The organism is Photobacterium sp. GSS17 (assembly GCF_028621875.1).
GTDB classification, from domain to species: domain Bacteria; phylum Pseudomonadota; class Gammaproteobacteria; order Enterobacterales; family Vibrionaceae; genus Photobacterium; species Photobacterium ganghwense.
In genome coordinates this window covers 1,847,815-1,870,996 of record NZ_CP117517.1, presented here as the reverse complement: position 1 = coordinate 1,870,996, position 23,182 = coordinate 1,847,815, and the positions used below count along the sequence as shown (strand labels likewise).

At 50.2% G+C, this 23,182-nt stretch carries 34 protein-coding genes; 9 read left to right on the top strand and 25 right to left on the bottom strand.

Features of this window, described 5'->3' with window-relative positions:
- Positions 1 to 5: 5 nt before the first annotated feature.
- From PGW97_RS08455 to PGW97_RS08445, 3 genes are all read left to right on the top strand, one after another.
- Positions 6 to 1,178: an FIST signal transduction protein gene (locus tag PGW97_RS08455; RefSeq protein WP_273857074.1), complete on the top strand. Its 1,173-nt coding sequence runs from the start codon at positions 6 to 8 to the stop codon at positions 1,176 to 1,178.
- A 3-nt stretch (positions 1,179 to 1,181) separates the two neighbouring features.
- Positions 1,182 to 3,278 carry a hybrid sensor histidine kinase/response regulator gene (locus tag PGW97_RS08450; protein WP_273857072.1) on the top strand — a complete coding sequence of 699 codons (2,097 nt, stop codon included), beginning with the start codon at positions 1,182 to 1,184 and terminating at the stop codon, positions 3,276 to 3,278.
- Between the two features lie 546 nt (positions 3,279 to 3,824).
- On the top strand, positions 3,825 to 4,301 hold the full coding sequence (locus tag PGW97_RS08445; RefSeq protein ID WP_273857071.1) for a phage protein: 477 nt from the start codon (positions 3,825 to 3,827) through the stop codon (positions 4,299 to 4,301).
- A gap of 327 nt (positions 4,302 to 4,628) precedes the next feature.
- On the opposite strand, the gene PGW97_RS08440 is transcribed toward PGW97_RS08445, so the two are convergent.
- The 24 genes from PGW97_RS08440 to PGW97_RS08325 form a co-directional block, all read right to left on the bottom strand.
- Entirely contained in the window at positions 4,629 to 4,940 is a 312-nt protein-coding gene (locus tag PGW97_RS08440; protein ID WP_273857070.1) for a hypothetical protein, read from the bottom strand.
- A gap of 221 nt (positions 4,941 to 5,161) precedes the next feature.
- On the bottom strand, positions 5,162 to 5,350 hold the full coding sequence (locus PGW97_RS08435) for a hypothetical protein (protein ID WP_273857069.1): 189 nt from the start codon (positions 5,348 to 5,350) through the stop codon (positions 5,162 to 5,164).
- A 9-nt stretch (positions 5,351 to 5,359) separates the two neighbouring features.
- Complete coding sequence (locus PGW97_RS08430) at positions 5,360 to 5,557, bottom strand: hypothetical protein (RefSeq protein WP_047886634.1); 198 nt, start codon at positions 5,555 to 5,557, stop codon at positions 5,360 to 5,362.
- Positions 5,558 to 5,651: 94 nt separating this feature from the next.
- The gene (locus tag PGW97_RS08425; protein WP_273857068.1) at positions 5,652 to 6,245 is read right to left on the bottom strand and encodes a virion protein; all 594 of its coding nucleotides are present in this window, start codon (positions 6,243 to 6,245) and stop codon (positions 5,652 to 5,654) included.
- Entirely contained in the window at positions 6,242 to 7,393 is a 1,152-nt protein-coding gene (locus tag PGW97_RS08420; RefSeq protein WP_273857067.1) for a hypothetical protein, read from the bottom strand. The genes PGW97_RS08425 and PGW97_RS08420 overlap by 4 nt, the downstream gene beginning before the upstream one ends.
- Complete coding sequence (locus tag PGW97_RS08415) at positions 7,390 to 8,163, bottom strand: hypothetical protein (RefSeq protein WP_273857066.1); 774 nt, start codon at positions 8,161 to 8,163, stop codon at positions 7,390 to 7,392. The genes PGW97_RS08420 and PGW97_RS08415 overlap by 4 nt, the downstream gene beginning before the upstream one ends.
- Positions 8,163 to 8,762 carry a chemotaxis protein gene (locus PGW97_RS08410; RefSeq protein WP_273857065.1) on the bottom strand — a complete coding sequence of 200 codons (600 nt, stop codon included), beginning with the start codon at positions 8,760 to 8,762 and terminating at the stop codon, positions 8,163 to 8,165. Before PGW97_RS08410 ends, PGW97_RS08415 begins: the two co-directional genes overlap by 1 nt.
- Positions 8,763 to 9,179, bottom strand: a complete 417-nt coding sequence (locus tag PGW97_RS08405; RefSeq protein WP_217394371.1) for a hypothetical protein — start codon at positions 9,177 to 9,179, stop codon at positions 8,763 to 8,765.
- Positions 9,180 to 9,183: 4 nt separating this feature from the next.
- Positions 9,184 to 9,372 carry a hypothetical protein gene (locus PGW97_RS08400; RefSeq protein WP_107193945.1) on the bottom strand — a complete coding sequence of 63 codons (189 nt, stop codon included), beginning with the start codon at positions 9,370 to 9,372 and terminating at the stop codon, positions 9,184 to 9,186.
- The gene (locus PGW97_RS08395; protein WP_207104203.1) at positions 9,369 to 9,521 is read right to left on the bottom strand and encodes a hypothetical protein; all 153 of its coding nucleotides are present in this window, start codon (positions 9,519 to 9,521) and stop codon (positions 9,369 to 9,371) included. The genes PGW97_RS08400 and PGW97_RS08395 overlap by 4 nt, the downstream gene beginning before the upstream one ends.
- Before the next feature lie 9 nt (positions 9,522 to 9,530).
- Positions 9,531 to 9,848, bottom strand: coding sequence for a hypothetical protein (locus tag PGW97_RS08390; protein WP_047887894.1), 318 nt, complete (start codon positions 9,846 to 9,848; stop codon positions 9,531 to 9,533).
- Positions 9,832 to 10,269, bottom strand: a complete 438-nt coding sequence (locus tag PGW97_RS08385) for a hypothetical protein (RefSeq protein WP_217394377.1) — start codon at positions 10,267 to 10,269, stop codon at positions 9,832 to 9,834. The genes PGW97_RS08390 and PGW97_RS08385 overlap by 17 nt, the downstream gene beginning before the upstream one ends.
- Positions 10,269 to 10,553 (bottom strand): hypothetical protein, encoded by a 285-nt coding sequence (locus tag PGW97_RS08380; protein ID WP_107193949.1) that lies wholly within the window; start codon positions 10,551 to 10,553, stop codon positions 10,269 to 10,271. Before PGW97_RS08380 ends, PGW97_RS08385 begins: the two co-directional genes overlap by 1 nt.
- 9 nt (positions 10,554 to 10,562) lie before the next feature.
- Entirely contained in the window at positions 10,563 to 11,396 is an 834-nt protein-coding gene (locus PGW97_RS08375) for a major capsid protein P2 (protein ID WP_273857063.1), read from the bottom strand.
- 871 nt (positions 11,397 to 12,267) lie between these two features.
- Positions 12,268 to 12,873 carry an ATP-binding protein gene (locus tag PGW97_RS08370; protein WP_273859647.1) on the bottom strand — a complete coding sequence of 202 codons (606 nt, stop codon included), beginning with the start codon at positions 12,871 to 12,873 and terminating at the stop codon, positions 12,268 to 12,270.
- Positions 12,874 to 12,932: 59 nt separating this feature from the next.
- Entirely contained in the window at positions 12,933 to 13,421 is a 489-nt protein-coding gene (locus PGW97_RS08365; RefSeq protein WP_273857062.1) for a hypothetical protein, read from the bottom strand.
- A gap of 15 nt (positions 13,422 to 13,436) precedes the next feature.
- Positions 13,437 to 13,868, bottom strand: coding sequence for a hypothetical protein (locus PGW97_RS08360; RefSeq protein WP_273857061.1), 432 nt, complete (start codon positions 13,866 to 13,868; stop codon positions 13,437 to 13,439).
- Positions 13,861 to 14,028, bottom strand: a complete 168-nt coding sequence (locus PGW97_RS08355; RefSeq protein WP_169776011.1) for a hypothetical protein — start codon at positions 14,026 to 14,028, stop codon at positions 13,861 to 13,863. Before PGW97_RS08355 ends, PGW97_RS08360 begins: the two co-directional genes overlap by 8 nt.
- Positions 14,029 to 14,039: 11 nt before the next feature.
- Positions 14,040 to 16,079, bottom strand: coding sequence for a hypothetical protein (locus PGW97_RS08350; protein ID WP_273857060.1), 2,040 nt, complete (start codon positions 16,077 to 16,079; stop codon positions 14,040 to 14,042).
- On the bottom strand, positions 16,066 to 16,293 hold the full coding sequence (locus PGW97_RS08345) for a hypothetical protein (RefSeq protein WP_273857059.1): 228 nt from the start codon (positions 16,291 to 16,293) through the stop codon (positions 16,066 to 16,068). Before PGW97_RS08345 ends, PGW97_RS08350 begins: the two co-directional genes overlap by 14 nt.
- Positions 16,290 to 16,445, bottom strand: coding sequence for a hypothetical protein (locus PGW97_RS08340; RefSeq protein WP_273857058.1), 156 nt, complete (start codon positions 16,443 to 16,445; stop codon positions 16,290 to 16,292). The genes PGW97_RS08345 and PGW97_RS08340 overlap by 4 nt, the downstream gene beginning before the upstream one ends.
- A complete protein-coding gene (locus tag PGW97_RS08335) occupies positions 16,445 to 16,732 on the bottom strand; it encodes a hypothetical protein (protein WP_273857057.1) in 288 nt (95 codons plus the stop codon). The genes PGW97_RS08340 and PGW97_RS08335 overlap by 1 nt, the downstream gene beginning before the upstream one ends.
- Entirely contained in the window at positions 16,729 to 16,959 is a 231-nt protein-coding gene (locus PGW97_RS08330; protein ID WP_273857055.1) for a DUF3850 domain-containing protein, read from the bottom strand. The genes PGW97_RS08335 and PGW97_RS08330 overlap by 4 nt, the downstream gene beginning before the upstream one ends.
- Positions 16,956 to 17,135 (bottom strand): hypothetical protein, encoded by a 180-nt coding sequence (locus PGW97_RS08325; protein ID WP_047886726.1) that lies wholly within the window; start codon positions 17,133 to 17,135, stop codon positions 16,956 to 16,958. Before PGW97_RS08325 ends, PGW97_RS08330 begins: the two co-directional genes overlap by 4 nt.
- 148 nt (positions 17,136 to 17,283) lie before the next feature.
- Between PGW97_RS08325 and PGW97_RS08320 the strand changes: the two genes are divergently transcribed.
- A complete protein-coding gene (locus PGW97_RS08320) occupies positions 17,284 to 17,547 on the top strand; it encodes a helix-turn-helix domain-containing protein (protein WP_047886725.1) in 264 nt (87 codons plus the stop codon).
- 11 nt (positions 17,548 to 17,558) lie between these two features.
- Here the strand turns inward: PGW97_RS08320 and PGW97_RS08315 are convergent, their stop codons facing one another.
- On the bottom strand, positions 17,559 to 17,933 hold the full coding sequence (locus PGW97_RS08315; RefSeq protein WP_273857054.1) for a DUF3693 domain-containing protein: 375 nt from the start codon (positions 17,931 to 17,933) through the stop codon (positions 17,559 to 17,561).
- A 118-nt stretch (positions 17,934 to 18,051) separates the two neighbouring features.
- Here PGW97_RS08315 and PGW97_RS08310 point away from each other — a divergent pair, with 118 nt between their 5' ends.
- The 5 genes from PGW97_RS08310 (at position 18,052) to PGW97_RS08290 (ending at position 23,174) form a co-directional block, all read left to right on the top strand.
- Positions 18,052 to 20,118, top strand: coding sequence for a replication endonuclease (locus PGW97_RS08310; RefSeq protein WP_273857052.1), 2,067 nt, complete (start codon positions 18,052 to 18,054; stop codon positions 20,116 to 20,118).
- A gap of 21 nt (positions 20,119 to 20,139) precedes the next feature.
- Positions 20,140 to 20,469 (top strand): hypothetical protein, encoded by a 330-nt coding sequence (locus tag PGW97_RS08305; RefSeq protein WP_273857051.1) that lies wholly within the window; start codon positions 20,140 to 20,142, stop codon positions 20,467 to 20,469.
- Between the two features lie 482 nt (positions 20,470 to 20,951).
- Complete coding sequence (locus tag PGW97_RS08300) at positions 20,952 to 21,209, top strand: hypothetical protein (protein ID WP_273857050.1); 258 nt, start codon at positions 20,952 to 20,954, stop codon at positions 21,207 to 21,209.
- Between the two features lie 135 nt (positions 21,210 to 21,344).
- Positions 21,345 to 22,859: a hypothetical protein gene (locus PGW97_RS08295; RefSeq protein WP_273857049.1), complete on the top strand. Its 1,515-nt coding sequence runs from the start codon at positions 21,345 to 21,347 to the stop codon at positions 22,857 to 22,859.
- A gap of 3 nt (positions 22,860 to 22,862) precedes the next feature.
- A complete protein-coding gene (locus tag PGW97_RS08290) occupies positions 22,863 to 23,174 on the top strand; it encodes a DUF5455 family protein (RefSeq protein WP_273857048.1) in 312 nt (103 codons plus the stop codon).
- The last annotated feature ends 8 nt before the right edge of the window (positions 23,175 to 23,182 follow it).

Below are 23,182 nucleotides of genomic sequence, written 5' to 3'. Positions count from 1 at the left end.
CATAAATGGATATCGCCACAAGTTTTTCTTCCAGTCATGATGCGCGCACAGCGATAGCTGAGGCAATATCACGATTAAAGCTGCAAATCATCAACCCAAAGCTTATTCTGGTTTACTTTTCAGAAAGCTATGAAGTTGCGCCGTTTCAGGAAGCGCTGCATTCGGCTTTCCCTGAAGCACAAATTCTGGGGTGTTCGTCATGCCAGGGCGTAATGACCGATGAAGGTTATCACGGTGGAGCAGGCGTAGCATTGTGGGCGATTTCCGATTATTACGGTGCATATGGCAGTGCGATTGTGGCGACGTCGCAATCCAAATATGAGATGGCGAGACAAGCGTTATTGAAAGCTATTGCCAATTGCCAGCGTTTTGGCGAAATGCCCTCAATGATTCTGCTCCATGCCAGCCCAGGAGAAGAAGAAGACATTATCCGAGGAATTGAAGACGAACTCGGAACCTCTGTTCCTATTATTGGAGGTAGCGCAGCGGATAATTTCATTCAGGGCAACTGGATGATCTTCAATCAGGAGCAGCAATCGAGAAATGGTGTCGGAATCTGCGTCTTTTATCCATCGTGTAAAATTAGTTTTTCTTTCCATTCCGGCTACGCCAGCACCGGCTCCAGTGCCGTTGCAACTCGAGTGAACGGTCGAGAACTGCTTGAACTTGATGGTCGGCCTGCTGTTGAGGTTTATCAGGAATGGCTGGGCGAGGCACTTATTGAACAGCAATTTAATTTCGCCAGCAGCTTAAACCCGCTGGGCCGCATTGCAGGGCAAATTCACGATTTACCTTATTTTAAACTGGCACATCCGCTAAGAATAACAGAGCAGGGGGGGATTGAATTATTTGCGACTATTACTCCCGGAGAGACGTTGTATTTTATGGAAGGGACCGAAGAGCGATTAATTACCCGTGCCGGTCGTGTCGTGGGCTCCGCTTTCGAGTTGTATTCTAATAGCCAGTTGCATCCTATTGGTGGTATCACCATTTACTGCGCTGGCTGCATGTTACGGGTGCAGCATCGGATGGCAGAAGTAGCGGAATACGTCAATAAGGCGATGCAGAATGCGCCATTTGTCAGCCCGTTTACCTTGGGTGAACAAGGGCAATTTGCCGGCGGCGAAAATGCTCATGGTAATCTGATGATTTCCGCTGTTTTATTCCACAAGGATTAAGTGATGCCAAGTTACGAATCAGAAAAGCTACAGGAAACATTACTTGATCTGATGCGCAGTCGGGAGCGCGAAAAACAGCTGCGAGACGAAAACACCGCAATCTTGTCAGGCATTGCCGCAATGGCCGGAGCGAACAATAAGCGACAGGTATTCAATAGTTTACTTTCAGTTCTGAGAAAATATATCGGGTTTGAACATGCGCTGGTATTAACTCGCGAAGATGAAACGACACCGTTACAGGAACTTGTGACAACGTGTCGTTTTTTTGAGTCCAGTATCTGGCCCGTTGGCGACACGTTTACACGTTCTATGAACGGGGCGAGTATCGCCTTATTTGCGCCGCGGCAGGTTTATGAATTTAAAGACCTGCCTGATGAAATGCTGTATTTCTGTCAGTCAGTATTATTAATTGGAGTAAAAGTCAGTTCGGGCGACGCCTTGCTGATGTTCTTCCACTCGCAAAAAGGTCAGTTTTCTCCAGACTGCCAGCGTGTTCTGGAGCGTTTTCGCCCTTTGCTTGAGCGAGCCATTATAGATATTGATTATCGAGAACGTTTGCAATCTTTAGTTACCGCTCGAACCCAAGAGCTGACACACAGCCAAAAACGATTCAAAGATTTTGCGAAAACAGTCGGGGATTGGTTCTGGGAAATCGACCCGGATTATCGCTTCACTTATATATCTTCACCTAATCTTGCCAACCACACGATTGATCATTCGAATATGTTGCGTGCATTTGGGGAGCATGGTGATTTTGCTGAAAAACTCAAAGCGAAGCTTGAAGCAGAAGAAGCCTTTGAAGATCTAGAATGGCAATTCGAAGACCATGGACAAATTGTTTGGTTCAGTATCAGTGGCACGCCATTTTTTAACAAGCAGGGTACGTTTCTTGGATTCCGGGGAACTGCGAAAGATATTACCAGTCGCAAGCAGCAAATCTTTGAATTACAGCAGGCAAGGCAACAGGCGGAATCTGCCAATAAAGCCAAGTCACAGTTTCTAGCCATGATGAGCCATGAGATTCGAACGCCGTTAAATGCGGTGTTGGGCTTGTTGGATATGCTGGGCAGCTCCGGTCTGGACAACAAGCAGATGTCCTGGATAAACCAGATGGATCAGTCAGCGCAATTACTACTGACCATCATTAACGACATTCTGGATTTATCTCGTATTGAATCAGGCAGTTTTGAGCTGTACTACGACAAAATGAGCCTCAGCGATTGTGTCGATCTGGTAGTCACTCAACTGCAGGAGCAGGCGACAAAAAAACACATCCGATTTAATACGACGATTAAGTCCGATGTGCCAGATGCTATTGTTGGTGATAAAAACCGAATCTCTCAGGTTCTGTTTAACCTGGTGGGTAATGCCATTAAATTTACCAACGAAGGTTCCGTTAACGTAGATATTCACCGTGATGGCAAACAGTTAAAGATAGAAGTCTCTGATACCGGTATTGGTATTGCGCCAGAAGCGCAGAAAATTTTGTTCAATCCGTTTATCCAAGCTGATGGCAGTATCACCCGCAAATATGGCGGCACCGGTTTGGGATTGGCTATCAGTCAGCATCTTATCCAAAAGATGCAAGGTGAGATCAATCTGCGTAGTGTTACGGGAAAAGGCAGTTGTTTTACGGTTACGATTCCATTGAAAGAGTCACCGCAAAATGACAAACACCGAATGTGCATGCCTCAAGATAAGCAATCTCTGGTGCCGCTCAATATTCTGGTAGCAGAAGACAGCCCGACAAACCAATTGGTTGCAAAGCTCATGTTGGAGAAACGCGGGCACCAGGTAACTATTGTCAGTAATGGCCAGCAGGTGGTTGATATGGATCCGCTAAGCTTGGCAGAGTTCGATCTTATCCTTATGGATATTTCTATGCCGGTTATGGATGGTATCCAGGCCACAAAGGCTTTACGAGACAGCGGAATTATTACGCCAATTATCGCGCTGACAGCAAATGTGATGCAGGCCGATCAGGAAGAATATTTACGGGCCGGAATGAATGATTTTATACCAAAGCCGATCATTGCCAAAGACTTGGAAATGGTTTTGGCAAGGTATCAAACTATCACGTCATTATCTGCTCAGTGTTGAAGCTATATTATTAAAAACTAGATAAGGCTTGGCATTTGCCAAGCCTAGGTAATTAACGCAAATTTTAAGTACATAGCAATCGAACGATTTGCCGTAGTACTTAAAATAGGTGTTAATTACCTATTTTATGGTAAATACTCAATACTGTTAAATACCGGGCAGACTTAGCTCGGTGGACTAAAGCTAAGGGGGAGAGAAGAGTTAAAGTGATATCAGAATTTGGCGATACTCCTGTTCACAAACACTTCATTTAACATAATATACATAATGCGCACTGGGATGTCTGTTTTTAACATTTAATGTGTCAGTACCGATACCGTTGCTTTTGGTCGATAAAAAGTCTTTGGAAACAGTTGTTTAAATGAATATCTCAGGGTTTTTCTTGTGGCGCGCACTCGGTAGATTCCTGCGCTCAATAACAAGGATGTTTTGCGGCTGTTGTCATTTCTTGCTGTAAATCGGCGTTTTGATAGCACCCACCGATTGAACCCCTAGTTATTAATAGAAAAAAACTTAGAAGAACGATTTAAATTTGAGAGGTTCATCATGCTGCATGAATCGTTTGTGAAGCTGTTTTGGCGACATTTTGATTCTATCGAGCAAGCCGCCGCGTGGTTTCATGTTCGGCCTGTCACCGTCAAACGTTGGCTGTCTGGCAAAATCGACGTGAATCCAATGGCGGAAAAACTGCTGCTTATCCGTGCCCGTGGCTACCTGCCGGATGATACCCGCTGGACGGGATTTCGGGTTGATGAGGAACGCTGCATTATCATCACCCCCGAAGGTCGCGTGTTCAGTCCCAAAGAGTTGGATTCGTGGGCGCTGCGGTTTGATGAGTATCATGCCCTTAAGCGTATGTATGAGTTGGATTATGTGCCGGTACGCTCTAACGTGGTCACGCCGTTGCCATTTCGTGGTGGCCGCCGCATGACACAGCCCCAACAGCAAACCGTTACCAAAGAGAAGAAAAAAGCTGTCAGGAAAGCCCAGGCTAAACGTGCAGCCCGGTCAGCATCACCCTAACCTTATGGACATAAGAAAGCCCGCGGTTGCGGGCTTTATCATTTGAAATCGGCTGGGAACAGTCGTTCTTCTTCTGTGCTGCTATTAAGCCTGCACCAATGTTCTATTGCTGCACACTTAAAATCATCCCAGGAGTCATAATCCGTGTTCACTTGTATGTATAAATCCCACGCTTCGAATGAGAACCGGCAGTCATCCAAGATGTAGCCTGACCCTTCAATAAGCGATGGAAAGTCGCTGAATCTAGAGCAAGATTGAATGAACTCCGGTGAGAAGTACGCTTCAAAATCTGACTGAAAACCCAAGATAAACCCTCACGCTATATCACTATGTGAATAGTTGCCTGTGAATATAGAGCCGTCCCGCTTCAGAGAGCATGTCATGCCACGAATCAAAATTAGTATTGAGGGCAATGAACTGGTTCCACTCTTCGGCGGGAATGGCCTTGAAGTCTGCCTCAGTTTGAACGTTAAAGCCACTGGCTTTCATCAAACTATCAAGACTGTCAAACTTGGAATGCTTTTGAATAAATCCGGATGGCATCAGTTCGTTAAGCGGTACACCTTTACCATCAAGCCGTTTCGCCTTTTTGAGTAATTGCCTGGGACTTGTTGACACGGTGTCGAGTTTGATTGGCATTTGGCATCCTTGCTGTTGCTTCGTTAACTTGATGTTAGCAGCCAAATACTATTCCATATAGGAATTTCACAATTATAAGAGACAGTTATCATAGGCGGCTGAGTGGCAGGAATAACTTAAGATGTTGTGCTAATTTTAAGGGGCATGCAGTTCTCAACTGATTGCTCTTGGGATGATACCGTGTCACTTTTGTTCCAATAGCCCCCGTCTCGGGGGCTTTTTTATGGCTCTTGATTCGGTGTTACCCGCCACTCTAGTTTCATAATGCGCTTCTCATGCAATTGCAGCATTTCCTTTAGTTCGCCCAACACCGATTCATGGGCTTTGACCGTGCGGAACAGCAGATAACACATGATGAGAGTTGGAGGCGTGACCCCCAACTCTGCAAACAGCTTGATGAGCTCTCCCATACAAGCCCCCTAGCCTTGCTCTTTGCGAACCGTGTCAAACAGGCCGATGAGTGCCGCCGCGATGGTCGGAATCAGGCCGCCAATTTGCGCGCCGTTCTCACCGATAGTGACCTGGACTAACTCGCTGTTGCCGGTGATGAGTCCGGCGGCCACGCTACCCAGTAGTAGCAAGCCGGTTTTGGTGCTGGTTTCTTTCAGATTAATCATAGCAACCCCTGTTTACGCAAAAACTTGATGGTGTATGCGCCTGCGACCATGCCCGCGACGCTGATGCCGATTTGAATAGCGATGCTTTTCTTGGTCATGCCAGTGCGACTCCTTCCATGACTTCGTGATAGCTGTACTTTTTGCCGACTTCCATCCGTGCCATTGCCTTGATAATTTCGGTGGCTGTGTGGTCGTCGTTCATGTCCAGCCGGTCATTTTTGCCGTAGCCCGTCCACTTGGCGACCATGTTGGCGTAATGGTTGCTGTTGTTTTCGTGGCTCGGTGCGAACGTGTGGACGATGCTGTGAATCGTGTTGATGCCGCGTTTCTGGTAGCTGCGCAAGATACGGGCGGCAGCTCGGAATCCCCACTTGTCATGCTCGAAAATGGAAAAACGTCCGTCGCTGCCGACCTGGCCGCGCCATTTGTTACGGGTGCTGTACTCGATGTTCAGCGGGTTTTTGTTGCGGATACCGCGTGGCTGACTGGTATCAATCACGTCTGTTGCTCCTTCAATAATGCCAGTCCATGACATGCCCGAATCCGTGCCGGTGTTGATGGCACCGGCATCGGCATTCGTGTTGCCCTGGTTGGGAATGTTGGTAACGGCGGGCGGTTGGGAAAGCCCGCGGTAAATCAGCCATGCCGCAGCGCCCAGCGTGGCTCCTGCAAACACGGCGATTTTCATGTGTACAGCCCCCGTCGCATCGGGGTCTGGGTGTAACGCAGATAAACCTGCATCCCGCCGCAGTTGCGCACCAGGTCTGCATTGGCCTGTGATAGCTCAATTGTGACGGCGTCACCGTTAAAATCTGTCACGGTAATACCGTCATCCAGTTTGCCGGTTGAGTCCACATCCCCGTCGGTCACGCCATTGACGCCGCCCCAGAAATACAAATTGGTGTAGGTCGCGTGCTGATGGATACCCAGCGGGCAATGCAATGGCGAACCGGGCTTTTTCGGTTTGAAGGTAAAGCGGTTTCCGGCGACGGCGGTGTCATTACAGACAAACTCAATCAGCTCGTTAAAACGCAGATGGCCGTAGCCGTCCGAGTCCATATTGATGATCCCGTTTTCGACCGGCTTGCCGTCCTTGTCCACTTCAATCACCTGCATTCCCAGCAGCATCAGGCTGTTGCTTTCGCCTGGGTTGGACATGATTTCAAGGCACACAAACGTATCGCGCTGGTCAGAGCCGTGATGCCTGAAAACCTCGGACTCCAACACTTTCACGTTGTAGCCGGTGCTTGGTGCTGGTCCATACATACCGCCCGTTGTGACCTGGCTGGTATCACTGCGCATACCGCCCATGGTGGACGTATCGGCACTGCGAAAACCGAGTGTCACCGTCATGCCGTCCACTGCGGCAAAAATGGCGTGCGCCTTGTAGTAGCTGTCTGTTTTCGGCAGGTTCAACTGTTGGTAAATGGTGCCCTTGCAGTTTTTGGCCGCCACCCAGATGTCATGGGCTTTGAACGGCACCGACGCTAAAAACGGCGCAAAATACAGGTTGCGGTGAACCCCGAACGCGGTGTTTATCGCCTGGTCTAACGCCGCGCCGCTCTGCTCGAAGTGCCAGCCATCAGCAAAGGTGCCCGCGTTCTGGTTGGGACTGCCTACGCGTGAGCCTGGCAGGTAGACGCCGGTGAACTTGGTTTCCTGTGCCTTGTTGCTGGCACTGTCGAGGAACGCCGGATTTTTCACGTAGTTGGTCATGCGGGCTTTGCCCAGCTGGCCGAGCAGTTCAAGGCCGTGTTGCAGTTCGTCGGCCAGAAACTCAATCTTGTTGCGGGGGCTGCCTGCGGGCAGCAAATCGCGCAGTGTCTTTCCTGTCATCGAAGTACCTCGATAATCTGAATGGTGTCACCGTCGGCACCGGCAAACGCCAGCGCGGCGGTGGTTTCAAGTTTCAGTTGCTCACCGGCGGCCAGCTCCCAGCCGTCAGCCAGTGTGACCGGCTGCGTATTGGCTGGGCTGGCTTTCAGTAAAACGTGACAACGTAATGGGTTCGCCGCCTGCTGCGCCGTGCCGGTAGTGATGGTCAGCAGGCTGCCCGCCAGTGAGGCCGCGACAACCGGCGCGGTTTCCAATGGCTTGTCACTGGACACCCGCACTGTCTGCTCCGGTGCCAGGGTGATTTCCGGCAGGCTGGACACCGCCAGCTTTTGTCCGGCGGCCAACTCGATGGCCGGTAGCTGAGCCACTGTCACCGCCTGGTTTGCGTCCAGTTGTACCTTCGGCAGCTTGCTGATAACGACGGGTTGGCCGTCAACCAGTGCCACCTTAGGCAACAGACCGATGTTGACCTGCTGGTTCGGTGACAGGGTCACTGTCGGCATTTGCGTGACGGCGACTTGCTGGCCGTCAGACGGCGGGATATAGCGCCCATAGCCGCACACGATAATGACGGTGCCCGCCTCGCCCATGTTCTCCACCGTGACACGACCGGTCAGGCGCGGGTCGATAATCTGCGCCCCCTGCTTTAAACGGTAATCGCCACGCTCGGTGGAAATCTGCACCGCATCGGGACAGGCTTCGATATACAGGAACTCGCCGACCGCCTGAAACTGCTGGCGCTGGCGGGGCTGCATGATTTGATGAAACATTATTTGCCCTTCTTGAAGATGGTCATCATGGCAAGGAAGAAGAACACCAGGCCGACCATGATGGTCATCTGCTTGGTGGTCGCCACCTGCCCGCCGTCGCTGTTCATGGCTGCCAGGTCTTTCAGCGCCGCCAGATTTTCACTGTTCTGTGATGCCTGGTTTCCGGCCAGCCCTGCGATCATTTGCAGGTTTTCATGGTGCGCATTGCTCACATCATTGATGGCCTGCATCGACACCTGGCTGTTGTAATCCAGTGCCGATTCGCCGAAGGCAAACGCCTGGTCCATCGCATCGTTGCCGAAGCTCAACGCCTCCAAGCCGAAATCCAGCGCCCGGTCAACGGTTTCGCTCCCCATCCGCAGCGCCGCCTTTGACACATCGGTGTTACTGTCGAGCGCATCCCGCGCCATCTGGGTGTTAGCGGTGATCGCCAGCTCGCCCATTTCCGACGCCCGCGCAATCGCGCCGTGGTCGGTCATGTTGACGTTGATGTTGGAGCCGTTAACACCGGAAATGGCGACGCCAAGGTTGTCGCCGTCAATCCCGTTGGTGCCGTTGACGTTGGTGGTATTGGATGACTTTTTAGACCTGCTTCCCATCTACACCTCCAACTCGTGCCAGGTGCACAAGCACCCGTTGTTCAGTTGCTCGGTTTCGGTCAGTTTCAGGTCGCGGAAATAACGGTACATCCGGCGAATGCCAGGCTTGGCCGTGGCACACGTTACTGACTTGAACCCCGCGCCTTTCACCCGTTTGATGAGTTCCGTCACGCCAGTGCGAAACCCTTTGCCTGCGACCGCCCACACAAAATAGCTGTCATCAATCACTTCACCGACAATCGACAAATCCAGGCTGTCACCGGTGACGTGGTACAGGCTCAACGTGCCGTCATCCAGCCGTTGACACATCAGCGTGTATTCGTCGGTCGGCGCATCGGTGGCCGTGAACGCCGCGGCCAGCCGCGCCACCTGGCGCGGATAGTCGGGATGTTCAGGCCGCATTACTAGAAATTGCATATCCCTATTTCCCTTTCACAAAAAACCAGAACATGCCGAGGACAAGAATCAGTAATAGCCAGGTCGGCGTGCTTCCCCCGAAATTCACCGAACCGCCAGTGAAATTGACTTCTTCATCGCCACTGACCGCACTTGGTCCTCCGGCGTTGATGGGCATCGAGCCACTGTTGGATAAGCCTGGAATATGGATCACTTGTTTTTCCCCCAGACGATGTCAAACAGCCACAGCCCCATAACCACCGCAATCAGAATGCGGAGCGTTTGCCCCACCTTCTCACCGGTAAACAGCCCGCTGACATAGCCAACGGTTCCGGCCAGTAGCGGCCAAAACAATAACGGCATGGCTCCCCCTTATCGCTTGCTGATGCGCGGCACGAAACCCGCTGCGCCGGTCTGGCGAATCTCGCCCAGGTCTTCACGGCGGTTATTGCGGAATGCCGGTTGGCGCTTCATCTGCTTGGTTTGCTGTTTCATCCGGTGCAGGTTGCCACGCAGTGAGTTGCTTGCCGGTTGCGGGGCTGCGCGCCCTGCTTTTCCTTTACTGCTGCCGCCAGACTTGCGGGCAGGTTGACTGCCTGCGGTAGCCGGTTTCTGCCCTGATGCTGGTCGTTGCTTGCCAGCTTTCCCGCCACTGGGCTGTTGACGGGTACGTTTACTGCTCTGTCCCATTTACCCTCGCTATCGTTAGCCGGTGAATGGTTTCCTGTTTGCCGTCAAACTCTCTGACCAGCTCAACTTGCTCAAAGCCGAAACGGTTCAGAATGCGGCGCATTCCCGGTCGATAAGTGTGATAGGTGATGGCGCAATATCCGCACGCCTTCACCCGTTGAATAATGTGCTCTGTTGCCTTGCTCAGACCGCGGCCGGTCACCGCGACAATGTGATAGGTTTCATCCATCACGCGCCCGACCAGCCACAGCTGAATCCCTTCGCCGGTCAGCCGGTACAAATCGGCCTCCCGCCGACGTACCATGCCAGTTACGTCTTCCAGTTCTGCTCGGGGCATGTCCGAACCATCAAAGGCCGGACGTAGTGCTTGCATCTGAGGTTTGAAGTTCGGCGCAGTTGGCCGGATAAACTCAAAACGCATTACTTGCCCCGCAGCATCAGAAACATAAACAGCATCAGAACCAGCGCCCCGCCGCCCGCGACCATTAAGGTCTGGTTGGTGGTCAGGCCGTACCAGATAGGCTGGCCGTTTGGTTGCTGGGCTGGTTGCTGACGGTCTGGCACTCGGTTTTCTTCCGGTGCGGCAGACGAGACCTTTTCGGCCTCGTTGTTAAACCAAGCATCCACCCAGCTGTTGCCACCTTCCACGGCTGAATCCCAGATACCCCCGAGGGATTCCCCCAGGTTGTCCAGTAAATCGTTCATGCCGCCCCCTTATGCCTTGGTTGGTAGCGGGTTCACCTGCTGCACGGCTTCAACAATGACCTGCACGCTGCCGACCTGCGATTTATCCAGCTCGAACGCCAGCTGGCTGCGGGCTGCCGTGTTCAGCATGCCATCGGCACCAAAGCCGTAACGGATGAAATCGAGGCTAAACCAGCCCTGGTTCTGCTCTTTCTTCGATTGCGCCAGGTCGAACGCGTTATCCGCTTTGGTCACGTTCAGCTCTTCGTAGGTGTCACGCAGCACGCGGACACGCTCTACCGAATCGTCAAGGAAGTGAATGCGCTTGAGGTTCAGCGCCGGGCTGCGCTCGGCAAAGTCGAACGGCGTGCGGCCAGTTGCCGAGGCAAACCAGGTCAGCTCGTAAATGCGCGGCATGTAGTAGCGCGTGGCCTGTGCTGGCAATACATGCGCACGGGCACGGATGGACGGCGTGGCCGTGCCCGCCGGTTTGGATTTCAGGGTGATATACACAAACCAGATTTCACCCTGCAACGTGACAAGGTCAGTCTGGCGCACACCGACTTTGGTGCGCAGCGTTGGATCACCAAACGAAATCACATAGCGCCCTGGCTGGGCGTAGTTTTTGCGGTGGGCTTGCAGCTTCACCAGCGTTTCAGCGGTCACGTTCACTTTCGGCGAACCGTTCAGCGACACCTCAACACGTTCAATGTCTTTCGGGTCGGTAATGTCTGTGACCAGCTCAATGCTGTGATAGGTAGGACCAGAAATCAGGCGCAGTGAGGCACGGTTGCCCCAGCCCACGCCCTCGACAGGGTCTAGCTCTTTCGGACGCGGTGCGAACGGAGTGGCGAGTAATTCCATGCTCTCGCCCCCTTAGCCGATCGCGTCTTCAACGGCGTCAACGTTGTTTGACGCCCAGACCACGCCAGCGGCGACCAGTAACGCAACACCGGTGATCACATAGCCTTTGGTTTTTGCACTCATATCGTTTGCTCTCTGTTGGTAATGAATCATCTGATTCGTTGAAATGCCCCAACAGAAAAGCAAGCGATTTGGTTTTTAGGCAAACGAAAAAAAGCCCGCTAAACCTATAGGCTTGCGGGCTGTTGACTATGTGCAATATGTCACAATTATTAGGAACATCGAATGAACAAAGGATACTTCGAGGACACCTCTTAGGACACTTTGAGTGTAGTCAGTAAGACTATCCTTTGGAGGTATTTATGCTGTCAGTTCAAGATTTGATAAAACTTTCTCAGGATAAATCTTTTCAGTTCTTCTTCACGACCGTCAGACACAGACAGGAGCCATTGGAATTGCTCTCTCATAGTCATTTTTAGAAAGTCGCAGTAATCAATACGCTCGGTATCCGCTATGGTCGTGTAGGCTCTTTCAAGGGAGAGGTTTAGAGCTGAGATGATGAAAAGATTGGTGGAATCGAGAAAATCATCAAGCTTGTTGAAATCTTCCAGATGTAAGCAAGGCTTCCTGCTCATAGTTTCTAATTGTTACGGATGTAATTATTTATGATGCTGTATTATAGGTAGATTACTGACGAAGACAATAATAACAACAAATTGTTAGTGGGCTGATTTTAAAGCAAAAAAAAGCCCACTATACATTTAAGTTAATGAGCCCGGAGAATGTGACAAACGTCACGATGGAACCAAGAAGTATACTATCGCTGATAGGCGTACAATCTTAAGTGTAGTTGACGATGGCTGCCCCGTTCTTAATTCCAAGATAATTTCCCAGTTTTCCAGGCTTTCCCATCTTGCAATATATACTCCAGTATCTCCAATTCCGTGATCTCTTCCGCCGGAATCCCTGTCTTGCGTTGCAGGTAATACGCACTATCTTCCGCTTTCTGCATCATTACGCAGGCGAACTGGCAGTTGTCGATAATGGTTTTCGAGACTTCCTGCCCGCGTTGGAACATGTTGATGGAGTGCAGACCGAATTTGCGCCCTAGCCTCAGAATCTTGCCGTGGTAGCCGGTTGCCTTGCCTGCGGTGTTGGAATGCTCGGCCACTTCTTCGCAAATCACCTTGAGCGGTTTTTTGTGCTTGCCGTCACCCATGCCCCAAACCACCATGCAGAACTTGTCGAAATCCGCCTCGGTGGTTTCGTGTTTAGGGGCATAGGCAATTTTAAATCCCTGCGTGGTTTTGCGGCCAGCAATGAGCGCAGCGGCAAAGGCTTTCAGGCTGCTGTAACTGCGCACCTTACGCCCGGCGATTTCGCCCTCGTAGTCGTTGAGCGGGTCAAAGATGGCGACCTGGTCTGTCGGCTTGATAAACAGCTTTTTGGCTGCGGACGTTTTGCCGCAACCTGACATCCCGACCGCATACGCATGATGGTTACTCAGTGCGTTGTTTTGGTTAACGGGTTGGAGTTTCACGCCACCTCCTGACTGTAATCATCGTTGGCGGCTTCTGCTGCCCGTTTGGCCTGCTCGCGGCGGGCAGCGGCTAGGTCTTCTGCCTTGAGCTGGCGAACCTGCATGTAGCTGGACAGGCTCAACATACCGATGGCGGCCACGGCCATGATTTCGTCCATGTATTTCGCCATCCACGGTGGCGGGTTGCCGCCGTATTTGACGATGAGCGGTGCCACTTTGTAGGCCACTTTTTCGGACTGTTCAGGGTCAAAATTGAACCGCGTATGCACCATGCCCTTCATCATTTGTTCAATGGTCATCAGTCCCACGAAGATCATCCCAGCCGCCGCTTCCAGTTCAATGTCGGCTTGCTTGGTATCGGTGGTCGCCATCGTCGGGTCAAAGTCATCATCCAGGCTGTTGATGAACGCTTTTTCTTCCTGCTCGGTGTGGCCTTGTACGGTTTCCAGTTCGGTATCGTTTACCGGTGTGTTTTCGGTTTCCATCGGGTTTCCTTGTGGTTAGATGCGGGTAATCAGGCCGCCGGTCAGACCGCCCAAAATGATGCCTGCCAGAATGGCTTTCCATGCGCCAGGCTTCGGCTCGGTATCGGTTTCCGGTTCAGTTTGTTGCGGCTCCGGCACGGAGACTGATTCGGTTTGAATCGGTTCCGGTTGTGGCTCCGGTTCGGGTTCCGTGACCGCGTCACAAACCACAGTCTGACTGGCTTGTTCGGCTTGGTGCAGGTCTGCCAGCGTGGCGTAATGGACGTTGAATTTTTCCTGCCAGTATTGGCCGGTCTGCTGGTTGGTGCCGCAGCTATCGCAAATCGAATACAGGAATTTCGCCCGCTTGCCGCGGGCGCGATGAATGGTGCGGACGCTGCCGCACTCACAACGGTTAATGCCTTCGACTGGGTTGGTCGAGGTGCGCACCGGCATCACATCAGCCATGTTTGCCCCCTTGCTCCAACTCGCTCAGTTTTTCGTTAACGCCGTTCATCCAGACCAGTACCAGGCGCAGCGGTGTCATCACTTTGCTGGCGAACGGGTTGCGCGCCGCCTTATCGACTTCGCCCTGTAGTTGTTCAGTAATTTGGTTCAGTTTGTCCATTGCCTTTCCTTTTACGCTGCTAATTGCCATTGTTCGTAGTGCTCGCGGGCTGCCATTGCGCTGGCAATCTCGCGGTCAGTCGGTTCCCTTGGTGGAGCAAGTGGGTCTCTAAACACGCTTTGCCAGTACGCCCTTCGGTCTAAGTGGCGCAGGTATTGGCCTGCGTATTCCGATTGGGCGACGGCTCTGGCTTCGGTGACGCTGTCGGCCAGCGCGGTTTCGTCGTCAACCAGGGTCATGCCCCAGCCCCGCGCACCGGCAGCCCACAGCAGAAAATCAAAGGCTTTTTGTTCGGCCTGCTCGCCGTCAAATGCCATGCAAAATACGTTTTTGGTACTGGCGTGCACCTCACGGCTTTTTATCGCCTTGCGGGTTGCCCGCATTTGGTTCTCAAGCCGGATAATGCGGGCGGTCAGCTTGTTGATGGCCTGCTCGTCCTGTTTGGCTTGTTTCGCTATGGCTTTCGCCTTAATGGTTTGGTCTAGCTGTTTTTCCAGTCGCTTGAGGCGGCGGTTAATGGGCTTGCGCCATTGCTCTAACCGGTAGCCGCACTCTTTGATGATCGCGGCCATGTTGTCGGCCTGAAAACTGGCGATACATTCCCACGCCGGAGCGCGGCTGCATCGGGCGATGTTGTAGCGGTTGCCACGAATCAGCCCTTGGTCGGCGTTATCGCCTTTGGCGGCATAGCCCACGGCCTTGATGATGTAACTGCCGGCGGCCATCGGTTTTTTGATGCGCTCCAGGTGCGCGAACCCTTTGCCCCACAGATTTTCGAGGCGCAGCGCCCAGGCTGAAAACAGGTTTTGTGGTACCGCCCAATTCAGCAGAACGTGAACATGCGGGTTTGGCTCGCCATCGTCATTGGCCGGACACTCCGCCACCCAGATGTAATGGAAATCGGCGGCTTCACGAGTGGGACCGAACTCACTCGGCTTGCTGTGACCAGGTATGCGTTTTTCGGTCAGTTGGGAATACTTGGCTCCGGAGTCGGCGTCGATTTCCTGCGTGTGGTTGGCTACCCAGCCGCGCTGGTACATCTTTTTTGCGCCATCAAGGAATCGGGACACCTCTTTGCCGATGGTGGTTTCGGCGGTTTTGGTGATGGTGAACAGCTTTTCCGGTTTCAGAAACGTCGGCGTGTAGGCTCCGGCTATCACGCCGTCGGCATTCATCACCTTGACCGTGCCATCTTCCAGAATATCGACGGTGGCCGCTGGGTCGTCGGCGGTGGTGTCGATGTAGCAATAGGCACCGGCAATGTGCGGGACACACTCGGCCATGTTGCGGGTAATTAATACCGGTGTGTGGTCGCCGTTCACGTCATCGGCCTCGACCATGCTGGAGAAAATGCGGGCGCGCTCGGCCTGGCTGAATGTCAGGGTCAGGAAAGTGCAGAAACCGCCGTGACAGGTTGCCACGTAGGCACCCGCCTCAAAGATTTTGCTGACGGCGCGTTTCGTCAGTTTTTCGGTGAAACGCTCACCCTGCTGCGCATCCGGCGCGGCACTGCTCGGCGTCTGGGTGTAATACTGGATTTTGCGCTGCCCTGACCAGTCGCGTTTCATCAGGCGAACCACGTTTGGCGTGATAGTCGGCTCGGCCACCTTGGATTTGCCTTTTGGCGGCAGAACGCGGGCACGGTTTCCGGCTTCTGTCAGCCCGTACAGCGTGTCATGGTTGTAGTAAGCCTCGGAGCTACCCAGTTCGTCATCACGCGTTTCTAGCTTGCGCTGCTGCGCCATCAGGCGGTTTAAACTGGCCTGTTGTGGGTGTGTCGGACTTTTGCGCCCTTGGACAAGCCTATTGTTTTCGGCACTGCGTGCCGCCGCTTCGCGGAGGTGTTCAGCGTCAATCTTCGGTTGTGCCGCCGCGTGCTTAACCTGCTCACGAGCAAAGAACACATTCAGCTCATTGAGGTTATGCAAATGGTTGCTTTTCTGGTTTTTGGAACCTAAAAAACCAGCTTCATAGCTGGCTAAATTCTTTTTGGTTCGGTCAGCGGGCTGAACGGCACCCGCCACGAATAAGAGATCGTTATTTGAGAGCATCGACAATACCTTGCAAAAAGCAAAAACTGCCAGGAAGCATGACGAGGTGCGCTCCATGATTTGTAACTAAGTCATGTGCTTGTTCCTGAGTGATAAGCTCAAACCCCTCAACGTTTTCAATATCTGCTCTTTGGGGGGCAACGAATACTTGAAGGATATTCCCAGGCCATACGACCTTACCGAATGCGGCGCAGGGTGCTGATGTGACGATCATTGCGTTACCTCTAACAGTTCTCGACGGCTTTCCGCTGCATCATTGAGGAATTGAACAGCCAGGCGACGTTCACCGGCCAGACGGTAACTGCGCGCCAGTTGGATGCTGGCGCGAATATCATTTTTCAGAAGTTGGTAAAGGTTCATGTTCATTACAGGCCACCCATCACAGTGACAGCCTGACGAAACGCGGCAAAGATACGGCGAAACTCGGCAGCATCCGATAGAAAGAACGCCGCCCCTTCATGATCACCTTTGCGGCGCATGTCCTTGGCAATGCTCAGTGAACGGAAAAACTCCTGGCGGGCGTGATTTGCCATGTATTCAGCGGTGACAGATTTATCCAGCGGAATAGAAACCTCATGCAGCGGCATGAAAGAAACCGCCGCCCCCGAAGGGGCTTTGGTCACTCGCTTGGGGAACTGAGTTAAGGTGTTCATAGCGCACCTCCTGAAATCCAATCGAAAGAGAAAACGACATAGCCGTCTTGCTGGGCAAAATCGGTGATGTATTTGATTCGAATAACCAGGTAGCGTTTTCCATCATTTAAACGGACACGATCACCCACCTTGAAATCACGGTCATTCTTTCGAATCTCAAACGTTTTATCGCCATCGAGAATGGCTTTTAGGTATTCGGTTTTGATTTTCAGGTCATGCAGTTTCATGCAACACCCCCTTTTGCCAGTACGGCGCGGCGGGCTTGAATCTGGAAGGTGCGGCTGTAACGGAAGTCAGCACAGCCTTTCGGCAGTTGCTTGTTTGTGTTCTTCGGCTTAACGGTCGTTACGCGCAGTTGTTTGAATTGCTCTTTCAGTTTGGCGAGGTGTTGCAGTCTGTCCATGTCTGTATCCCCATACAAGCAAGTGTGTGTTTTGTGCGGGGAATAGCATCTGTCAACATCGTTTCGACGTCAACATCGCTTCAACTATGGTTTTGATCATTTTGATCGCCTAGAATTTAACAAATCAAAGGGATTCAACGGGCTCGGTATGACTTACACAAATGAACTATTGGATATGGTGAAAGACAAGTATAGTCTGGAGTCAGACTACAAACTTGCTCAAAAAATAGGTGTAAGTCGTTCTCGCCTAAGCAAATGGCGAAATGAGTTAAATTCGATGGACTGGGATGTGGCTTTTAAGATCGCCGATTTGCTTGGAATGGACGATCAAAAAGTTGTCTATGGTCTGCTCGAAGACAAGTACGAAAATACAAGACTTATCAACGCTCTATGCGAAGGACGCCCCGCTTAACCGGGGCGTTTTCATATCGGCCATACTATACATAATGCGCACTGAGCTATCACTCTAAACTGACCGAACCCAGCCAAGGAAATGGCTGAAAATCCAATCCCAAATGTTTGAAATCCTTGGCTATTTAGCTTTTTTGCAATCTCTTCCCAAATCGCTTTAATACTGCTGTTCTGTGTGCGGTCAGCGTGAATACCAACTAGAGCCTCTTTCACGTCAATATTGCATTCTTGTGCAAGGAAAACTGCTTGTGTATCAGACATATAGCGTTTGCCGCTGCGAAATTCGGATATTCTAGATTTAGGTAGTCCCAAATCGGCTGCAATTTGTTTGTCTTGTACGTAGTTTTTCGCGCTTTTATAGCTATCTAATAGTTTTTCCTGATACATAAATCCTCCTGCATTTGCCTCATTTTAGCCTTTTAGTTACCACTTGCGGTATCTTGAGGTTACCTCAATTGGTAATTATAGTTACCCCAAATGGTAACCGATAGGCATTGAGGCTCACATGACACAACGAATCTTGGTACATGACTTAGCAAATGATTCGTATGAGTACGTCAACTTTCTGCACGCTCAAACGCTTTGCTCGTCGTACTCTCGCCCTGATACTGCTAATGCTGTGCCATTACCGGGTTATGTCGACCATACCCGTCCTGATAGTGATTACGCAGCAGCGTTCCTTCGCCGTCAAGCATTGTCTCAGCCGATTCATTCTTATGATGTTTCGGACAATATCAAACCTTCTTTTGCTTCACCTTGCATGGATGTGATTCGGTTAACCAAGCCGCACCGTGCTTTTGGTCCGGTGATGTCTCGTGCGTATTTGAATATGTCCAAAAAGGTCGGCCAACTTGAAGCGATGCGTGCACTTGAGGCAGCCAGCAAGCGCCTAACTAAGATGGAGTTTCGATATACCGCTTCTGATGAAGAGCTTTGCGATTTTGCTAAATCCAAATCTACTCAGGTGATGCGCCAGGTGGCGAAAATTGATGATGAAGCTAAGGCGTTTGAGCGTGTGTGCGAAATTCTTGCGGATTACGGCCTGGCCTTTCGTCCCGAGCAAATCAAGAAGGCTGAGGAAAATGGCGAATTGAAAAGCCTGATTAACCGAGCCACGAATGAGCTTTGGTGGCGTCGTGCTTTGCGTAAACGCGCTGCGATAGAAATTGAACGTGTTGCCCGTGACCTGACGCTGGTACATAAACACGGTCAAGCGTATTGCTCGAATTTTTCGCTGACTCGTCGTCGTCAACGTGATGCTGATAATGCCGACATGTTGAAAAACACGGTTGCTTACGATGAAGATGATGCTGAGAACTGGTTCTCTTTGTACGAGCTGTCCAACAAATCTATCTCTAATCCTGAAATCCGCCGGGCAGAAATGTTCGTGCGTCTGAAAGGTTTCGAGAATATTGCCAAATCTTGTGGCCATGTTGCCATGTTCTACACGCCGACGTGCCCTAGCCGCTTTCACTCTGTTTCTAAGGGCAAGGTCAATCAAGCCTGGCTCGATGCGGGCCGCCCGACAACTCGGGATGCTCATCAGTATATGACCAGTGTGTTTAACAATTTCCGCAAAGCCATCGATAAGGCTGGGATTAAGGTCTACGGCTTGCGTGTCGTCGAACCTCATGCGGATGGTTGCCCACACTGGCATGTGTTGCTATTTATGGCTCCCGCTCACCGTGACGCGGTAACAAATGCATTTCGTGCGGCGGCAATGGCTGATTCACCTAATGAGCCAGGAGCAAATACATACCGATTCAAAACGGAATCCATTGACTGGTCGAAAGGCTCTGCCGTTGGCTATGTCGCTAAGTACCTATCAAAGAATATTGATGGTCAACATATCCCGACCGATTTGGCGACTGAACTGGACGGCTTAAGCGCGGCAGAGCGTGTTGTTACCTGGGCGCGTGTTAATGGTCTGCGCCAGTTTCAATTCATTGGTGGGCCATCGGTCACTGTTTGGCGTGAACTGCGCCGCTTGAGAGAAGAATTTAAAGAGGATGACGCCGTGTTTAAACACCTTGATGCCGGTGAATGGCTAACGCTCGAAAACGTTCGCCGTGCGGCGGATACCTCCGACTGGGAAGCGTTTTGTTTAGCAATGGGCGGTGTTTTCGTTCGTCGCCAAGACCAAACGATTCGCCCTGTATACCAAGTGCCACAAATCATGGAAAAGCTCATTGATGAATGGGGCGAGGAATACACAGCTTCCCTAGCCTCTAAAACCCGCTATGGCGATGTGGCCGGTGCGCGTGTTGTTGGCGTAGTTTTCCGGGCGGCATTCTTGGCTACCCGTACTCGCAATTGGAAAACCGAAAACAAGGAAACGTTCCTTCGTGGTACTAAGCGCATCATGACCGGCGTTACAGATGTCTTTGAAGCTCTGGAGCGTGAGCAGGAATACCATCGTATGGCCGATGAGCAATACGAGCAATACCAGAATTATTTGGAGCGTGTCGATGAACTGACCGCTCTGGCTTTTGATGAGTCGGAATGGCCTGCGTTCGTGGGCGTAGCCCATGACGTAGGTCAGGCCGATTCATTCTTGGACTTGTGTCAATAACTGTCACTAAAAGGAAAAATCATGATTGTTACTGCCCGTATTAATGATTCTGACGATATCGAGAAGAAAACCAATACCAACACGAACACAGGTGAAAGCCGTGATTCTGGTATCGTCCGCTTACAACTATTTCAGCCATCAGAAGTGATTGAGTGCCGGGTCTCCCCCGACCTTTGGGATTCTATGGGTGGCGGTGCGGACCTGAAAAAATTAATTGATAAAAAGGCTGAGTTTAAGATTCAGCATACAGAACGTTCCTTTGCTGGTGACGGTGGCAAACATGTGTCATTCAGCGGATGGAACCTATTGGGTATCCCGTCTTTGGATAACCAGGCTAAAGCAACAGCTTAACTGACTGGACTTAATTATGCTGCCTTGTGAACTTCAAAATTCAACGTATACCTGGAGATTTTCAGATGGACTTTGAAACGGAATTTATGATGTTAGTTCTTATAATATCGTTGATATTTATTGTACGTTGAATGGTATTTATGATGATGCAAAACAGATTCAACAAGGCACGTATAAACTGGATGGTCAGTTTGCTGATGGCTGTTTAAATTCCTCCCTAGATGTGATTATAGATAAATCAACACAGCCTGTTATTAATTCGCAAGTATATACATCAGAACAATACATGTTTGTATCAAGTTCACTATTACTGTTGGCTGTGTTTTTTCTGGTTGGATTTAAGGTATCTAAATAACAGTGAATATATCAGACCCATTAACTTGGTATGCCTTAATTTCATTCATCGGTTTTGGCTCTGGCGTTATAGCCGGATTCGTATCAAAGGCATTCACACTGTCTGCCTATTAAACAAGGAAAATGTAATGAAAAACTTCATGCAGAAATACTTCTCTAAACAAAATATTGCCGTTGCTACAACTGTTCTTATTTCGTCTGGTATGGCGATGGCAACGGCGGAAAATGGCGCAGGCCCTAGTGCGACGGACTTTGATTCTCTAAAAGAGGCTATTCTCACGCTTATTGCTGGTTTAGGTGCATCTGCTATCGCGATCATGGTCGCTTCTCAAGGGGGGACTATTGCACTTGGCATTGCGAAGAAATTCTTCAGTAAGGCAAGCTAATTTTATTTGGCTTGATATTTGAAGGTGGATTAATTTCCACCTTTTTTATAGTTACACATTCATAATAATTACCAAAAGTATTTTATTCCTTTTTATCAAATGATGTGTTTTTTACATGGCACTCTTGGGGTGATTATGTTCAGGCTCACTCTCCTTTTTATTGTTACATTTTTTTCACTATCTGTGAATGCACAATCCTATATTGCGCCTAATGGAAGTTATTACTACAGTGCCTCTTTGAAGAAAGTTAGCTCTGATGCAAATTATATTGCGGGGCTTGAATGTGAATCTGAAGGGAGCCGGTGCTCACATTTTGAATACGTAAGCGGCCATGGTGAGAATTACATTAAATTCCAAGCCTATTACCCAAATGAAAAGTATGACCCAAACAAGGAAGGCTCTGTTGAGTTTTATCCTGGTAAGCTTATTTCAGTAGCAATGCTATCGTGCTCAATTGCAATAGCACCTGGTGTTTCTGATTTGCCGTCTTGCAAGACTGGGCCAGAGCCCGACAAGTGTGAAGCATATGCAGGTGAAACAACAACAATATATGGCCAAGGTGGAACGGGTATTAAGCAGGTTTGCGTTAAAGACCGTGACTGTAAAGCCAATCTTCAAGCGGGTATCTGCTGGGGTGAAGGAACAAATGAATGTTCTTTTGAAGCAACATTCACTGGTGAAAGCTGTGATGGAACCGAAGGCGATCTACCGCCACCTATAGCATCAGGTTTCTGTGATACACCGGACGCTACCACAGAGCTTGAATCCTTCCGTAAGGCTTGTGAGTCTAAAGGCGGTACATTTACGGGTTCCTGTGATGCAGATACTCAGAAAATCATTCATCACTGTGAACTGGATTCGACTCCTCCTGAACCCAATCCTGACCCCGATGCGAAAGAAGTTGTTCAGGCTATCAACGACGTAAAAAGTAGCATCAATTCCGGCAATGAAACGCTTGATAAAATTCATACCAGCACTGTTACGAACACCGGGCACCTGGAAGAAATAAAGACTGAATTGACCCACACTCGGGAGGATGTGGTCAGAAATTTAGAGTTCGTCCAGGAGAATATCACTAACCAAACCTCAGCCATTGCCGCACTAACTGACGGCCAAAATGCTTTGATTGGAGCTTTGGCTGGGGATGTTGTTTCTGTGCGCGACGCTGTTGAATCCAATACTGCTGAACTAGGTGAAAAATTGGATGGCATTCAAGAAGCATTAGCCAGTGCTTCTGGTGGTGAGGGTACTTTTGATGGCTTAACCCAAGAGCAGTTAAAGGGTGTGTTAGATGGCTATAAGCAAGAATCTGAGGCTAAAGGCACTGAGTTGCAAGGGTTACTGGATGAGCAGCGTGGAGCTGTAGACAGTATCTACTCTGAAATTGATAACATTCTTAACGACTCATCGAATCCACTAGACGGCCAAGTATTCAGCAATCCATTAGAAAATGTCTTTAACTCAAATGCTGCGGATAAGTGCCCTACTTTCCAAATCACAATATTTGGCGTCACTGGCGTCATTGAAGATCACTGCCGGGCACTGGATGTACTCAATAAGTTTCTGGTCATAGTCATGTGGGCCTGGTGTGGTATTGCCATATTCAATGATGCGAGAGTTATCTACTTACGTGTGACAACAGGAGTTTAAGTCATGCCATATTTTATTGGCTATGCCCTATACGAAGCTATCAAGTGGCTTATTGAGAGAATGGGTAAAAAAGTCGCTTACTTCACTCTGTACTCCACCATGTTTTTTGCTTTAGCTGTGGGCTTTTTTTCTGCAATAAACTCAGCCTTGGGGATGGTATCCAGCAACATTGGCCTTGGATTTAGTGAACTTAATGCAATGCTGCCAAACGGCGTGACTACCGTTATGAGTTTTTACTTCTCAAGTAAGGCCGTTATGTGGGCATTCCTTGCGCAATACAAGTACATGAATATGAAGTCCATTTTGTTTAAATAATTGAGGTG

Excerpts from the sequence above, each read along its gene's own strand:
- PGW97_RS08455 (WP_273857074.1), top strand. The coding sequence starts at position 6 with ATGGATATCGCCACAAGTTTTTCTTCCAGTCATGATGCGCGCACAGCG.
- PGW97_RS08450 (WP_273857072.1), top strand. The coding sequence starts at position 1,182 with ATGCCAAGTTACGAATCAGAAAAGCTACAGGAAACATTACTTGATCTG.
- PGW97_RS08445 (WP_273857071.1), top strand. The coding sequence starts at position 3,825 with ATGCTGCATGAATCGTTTGTGAAGCTGTTTTGGCGACATTTTGATTCT.
- PGW97_RS08440 (WP_273857070.1), bottom strand. The coding sequence starts at position 4,940 with ATGCCAATCAAACTCGACACCGTGTCAACAAGTCCCAGGCAATTACTC.
- PGW97_RS08435 (WP_273857069.1), bottom strand. The coding sequence starts at position 5,350 with ATGGGAGAGCTCATCAAGCTGTTTGCAGAGTTGGGGGTCACGCCTCCA.
- PGW97_RS08430 (WP_047886634.1), bottom strand. The coding sequence starts at position 5,557 with ATGATTAATCTGAAAGAAACCAGCACCAAAACCGGCTTGCTACTACTG.
- PGW97_RS08425 (WP_273857068.1), bottom strand. The coding sequence starts at position 6,245 with ATGAAAATCGCCGTGTTTGCAGGAGCCACGCTGGGCGCTGCGGCATGG.
- PGW97_RS08420 (WP_273857067.1), bottom strand. The coding sequence starts at position 7,393 with ATGACAGGAAAGACACTGCGCGATTTGCTGCCCGCAGGCAGCCCCCGC.
- PGW97_RS08415 (WP_273857066.1), bottom strand. The coding sequence starts at position 8,163 with ATGTTTCATCAAATCATGCAGCCCCGCCAGCGCCAGCAGTTTCAGGCG.
- PGW97_RS08410 (WP_273857065.1), bottom strand. The coding sequence starts at position 8,762 with ATGGGAAGCAGGTCTAAAAAGTCATCCAATACCACCAACGTCAACGGC.
- PGW97_RS08405 (WP_217394371.1), bottom strand. The coding sequence starts at position 9,179 with ATGCAATTTCTAGTAATGCGGCCTGAACATCCCGACTATCCGCGCCAG.
- PGW97_RS08395 (WP_207104203.1), bottom strand. The coding sequence starts at position 9,521 with ATGCCGTTATTGTTTTGGCCGCTACTGGCCGGAACCGTTGGCTATGTC.
- PGW97_RS08390 (WP_047887894.1), bottom strand. The coding sequence starts at position 9,848 with ATGGGACAGAGCAGTAAACGTACCCGTCAACAGCCCAGTGGCGGGAAA.
- PGW97_RS08385 (WP_217394377.1), bottom strand. The coding sequence starts at position 10,269 with ATGCGTTTTGAGTTTATCCGGCCAACTGCGCCGAACTTCAAACCTCAG.
- PGW97_RS08380 (WP_107193949.1), bottom strand. The coding sequence starts at position 10,553 with ATGAACGATTTACTGGACAACCTGGGGGAATCCCTCGGGGGTATCTGG.
- PGW97_RS08375 (WP_273857063.1), bottom strand. The coding sequence starts at position 11,396 with ATGGAATTACTCGCCACTCCGTTCGCACCGCGTCCGAAAGAGCTAGAC.
- PGW97_RS08370 (WP_273859647.1), bottom strand. The coding sequence starts at position 12,873 with ATGTCAGGTTGCGGCAAAACGTCCGCAGCCAAAAAGCTGTTTATCAAG.
- PGW97_RS08365 (WP_273857062.1), bottom strand. The coding sequence starts at position 13,421 with ATGGAAACCGAAAACACACCGGTAAACGATACCGAACTGGAAACCGTA.
- PGW97_RS08360 (WP_273857061.1), bottom strand. The coding sequence starts at position 13,868 with ATGGCTGATGTGATGCCGGTGCGCACCTCGACCAACCCAGTCGAAGGC.
- PGW97_RS08355 (WP_169776011.1), bottom strand. The coding sequence starts at position 14,028 with ATGGACAAACTGAACCAAATTACTGAACAACTACAGGGCGAAGTCGAT.
- PGW97_RS08350 (WP_273857060.1), bottom strand. The coding sequence starts at position 16,079 with ATGCTCTCAAATAACGATCTCTTATTCGTGGCGGGTGCCGTTCAGCCC.
- PGW97_RS08345 (WP_273857059.1), bottom strand. The coding sequence starts at position 16,293 with ATGATCGTCACATCAGCACCCTGCGCCGCATTCGGTAAGGTCGTATGG.
- PGW97_RS08340 (WP_273857058.1), bottom strand. The coding sequence starts at position 16,445 with ATGAACATGAACCTTTACCAACTTCTGAAAAATGATATTCGCGCCAGC.
- PGW97_RS08335 (WP_273857057.1), bottom strand. The coding sequence starts at position 16,732 with ATGAACACCTTAACTCAGTTCCCCAAGCGAGTGACCAAAGCCCCTTCG.
- PGW97_RS08330 (WP_273857055.1), bottom strand. The coding sequence starts at position 16,959 with ATGAAACTGCATGACCTGAAAATCAAAACCGAATACCTAAAAGCCATT.
- PGW97_RS08325 (WP_047886726.1), bottom strand. The coding sequence starts at position 17,135 with ATGGACAGACTGCAACACCTCGCCAAACTGAAAGAGCAATTCAAACAA.
- PGW97_RS08320 (WP_047886725.1), top strand. The coding sequence starts at position 17,284 with ATGACTTACACAAATGAACTATTGGATATGGTGAAAGACAAGTATAGT.
- PGW97_RS08315 (WP_273857054.1), bottom strand. The coding sequence starts at position 17,933 with ATGTATCAGGAAAAACTATTAGATAGCTATAAAAGCGCGAAAAACTAC.
- PGW97_RS08310 (WP_273857052.1), top strand. The coding sequence starts at position 18,052 with ATGACACAACGAATCTTGGTACATGACTTAGCAAATGATTCGTATGAG.
- PGW97_RS08305 (WP_273857051.1), top strand. The coding sequence starts at position 20,140 with ATGATTGTTACTGCCCGTATTAATGATTCTGACGATATCGAGAAGAAA.
- PGW97_RS08300 (WP_273857050.1), top strand. The coding sequence starts at position 20,952 with ATGAAAAACTTCATGCAGAAATACTTCTCTAAACAAAATATTGCCGTT.
- PGW97_RS08295 (WP_273857049.1), top strand. The coding sequence starts at position 21,345 with ATGTTCAGGCTCACTCTCCTTTTTATTGTTACATTTTTTTCACTATCT.
- PGW97_RS08290 (WP_273857048.1), top strand. The coding sequence starts at position 22,863 with ATGCCATATTTTATTGGCTATGCCCTATACGAAGCTATCAAGTGGCTT.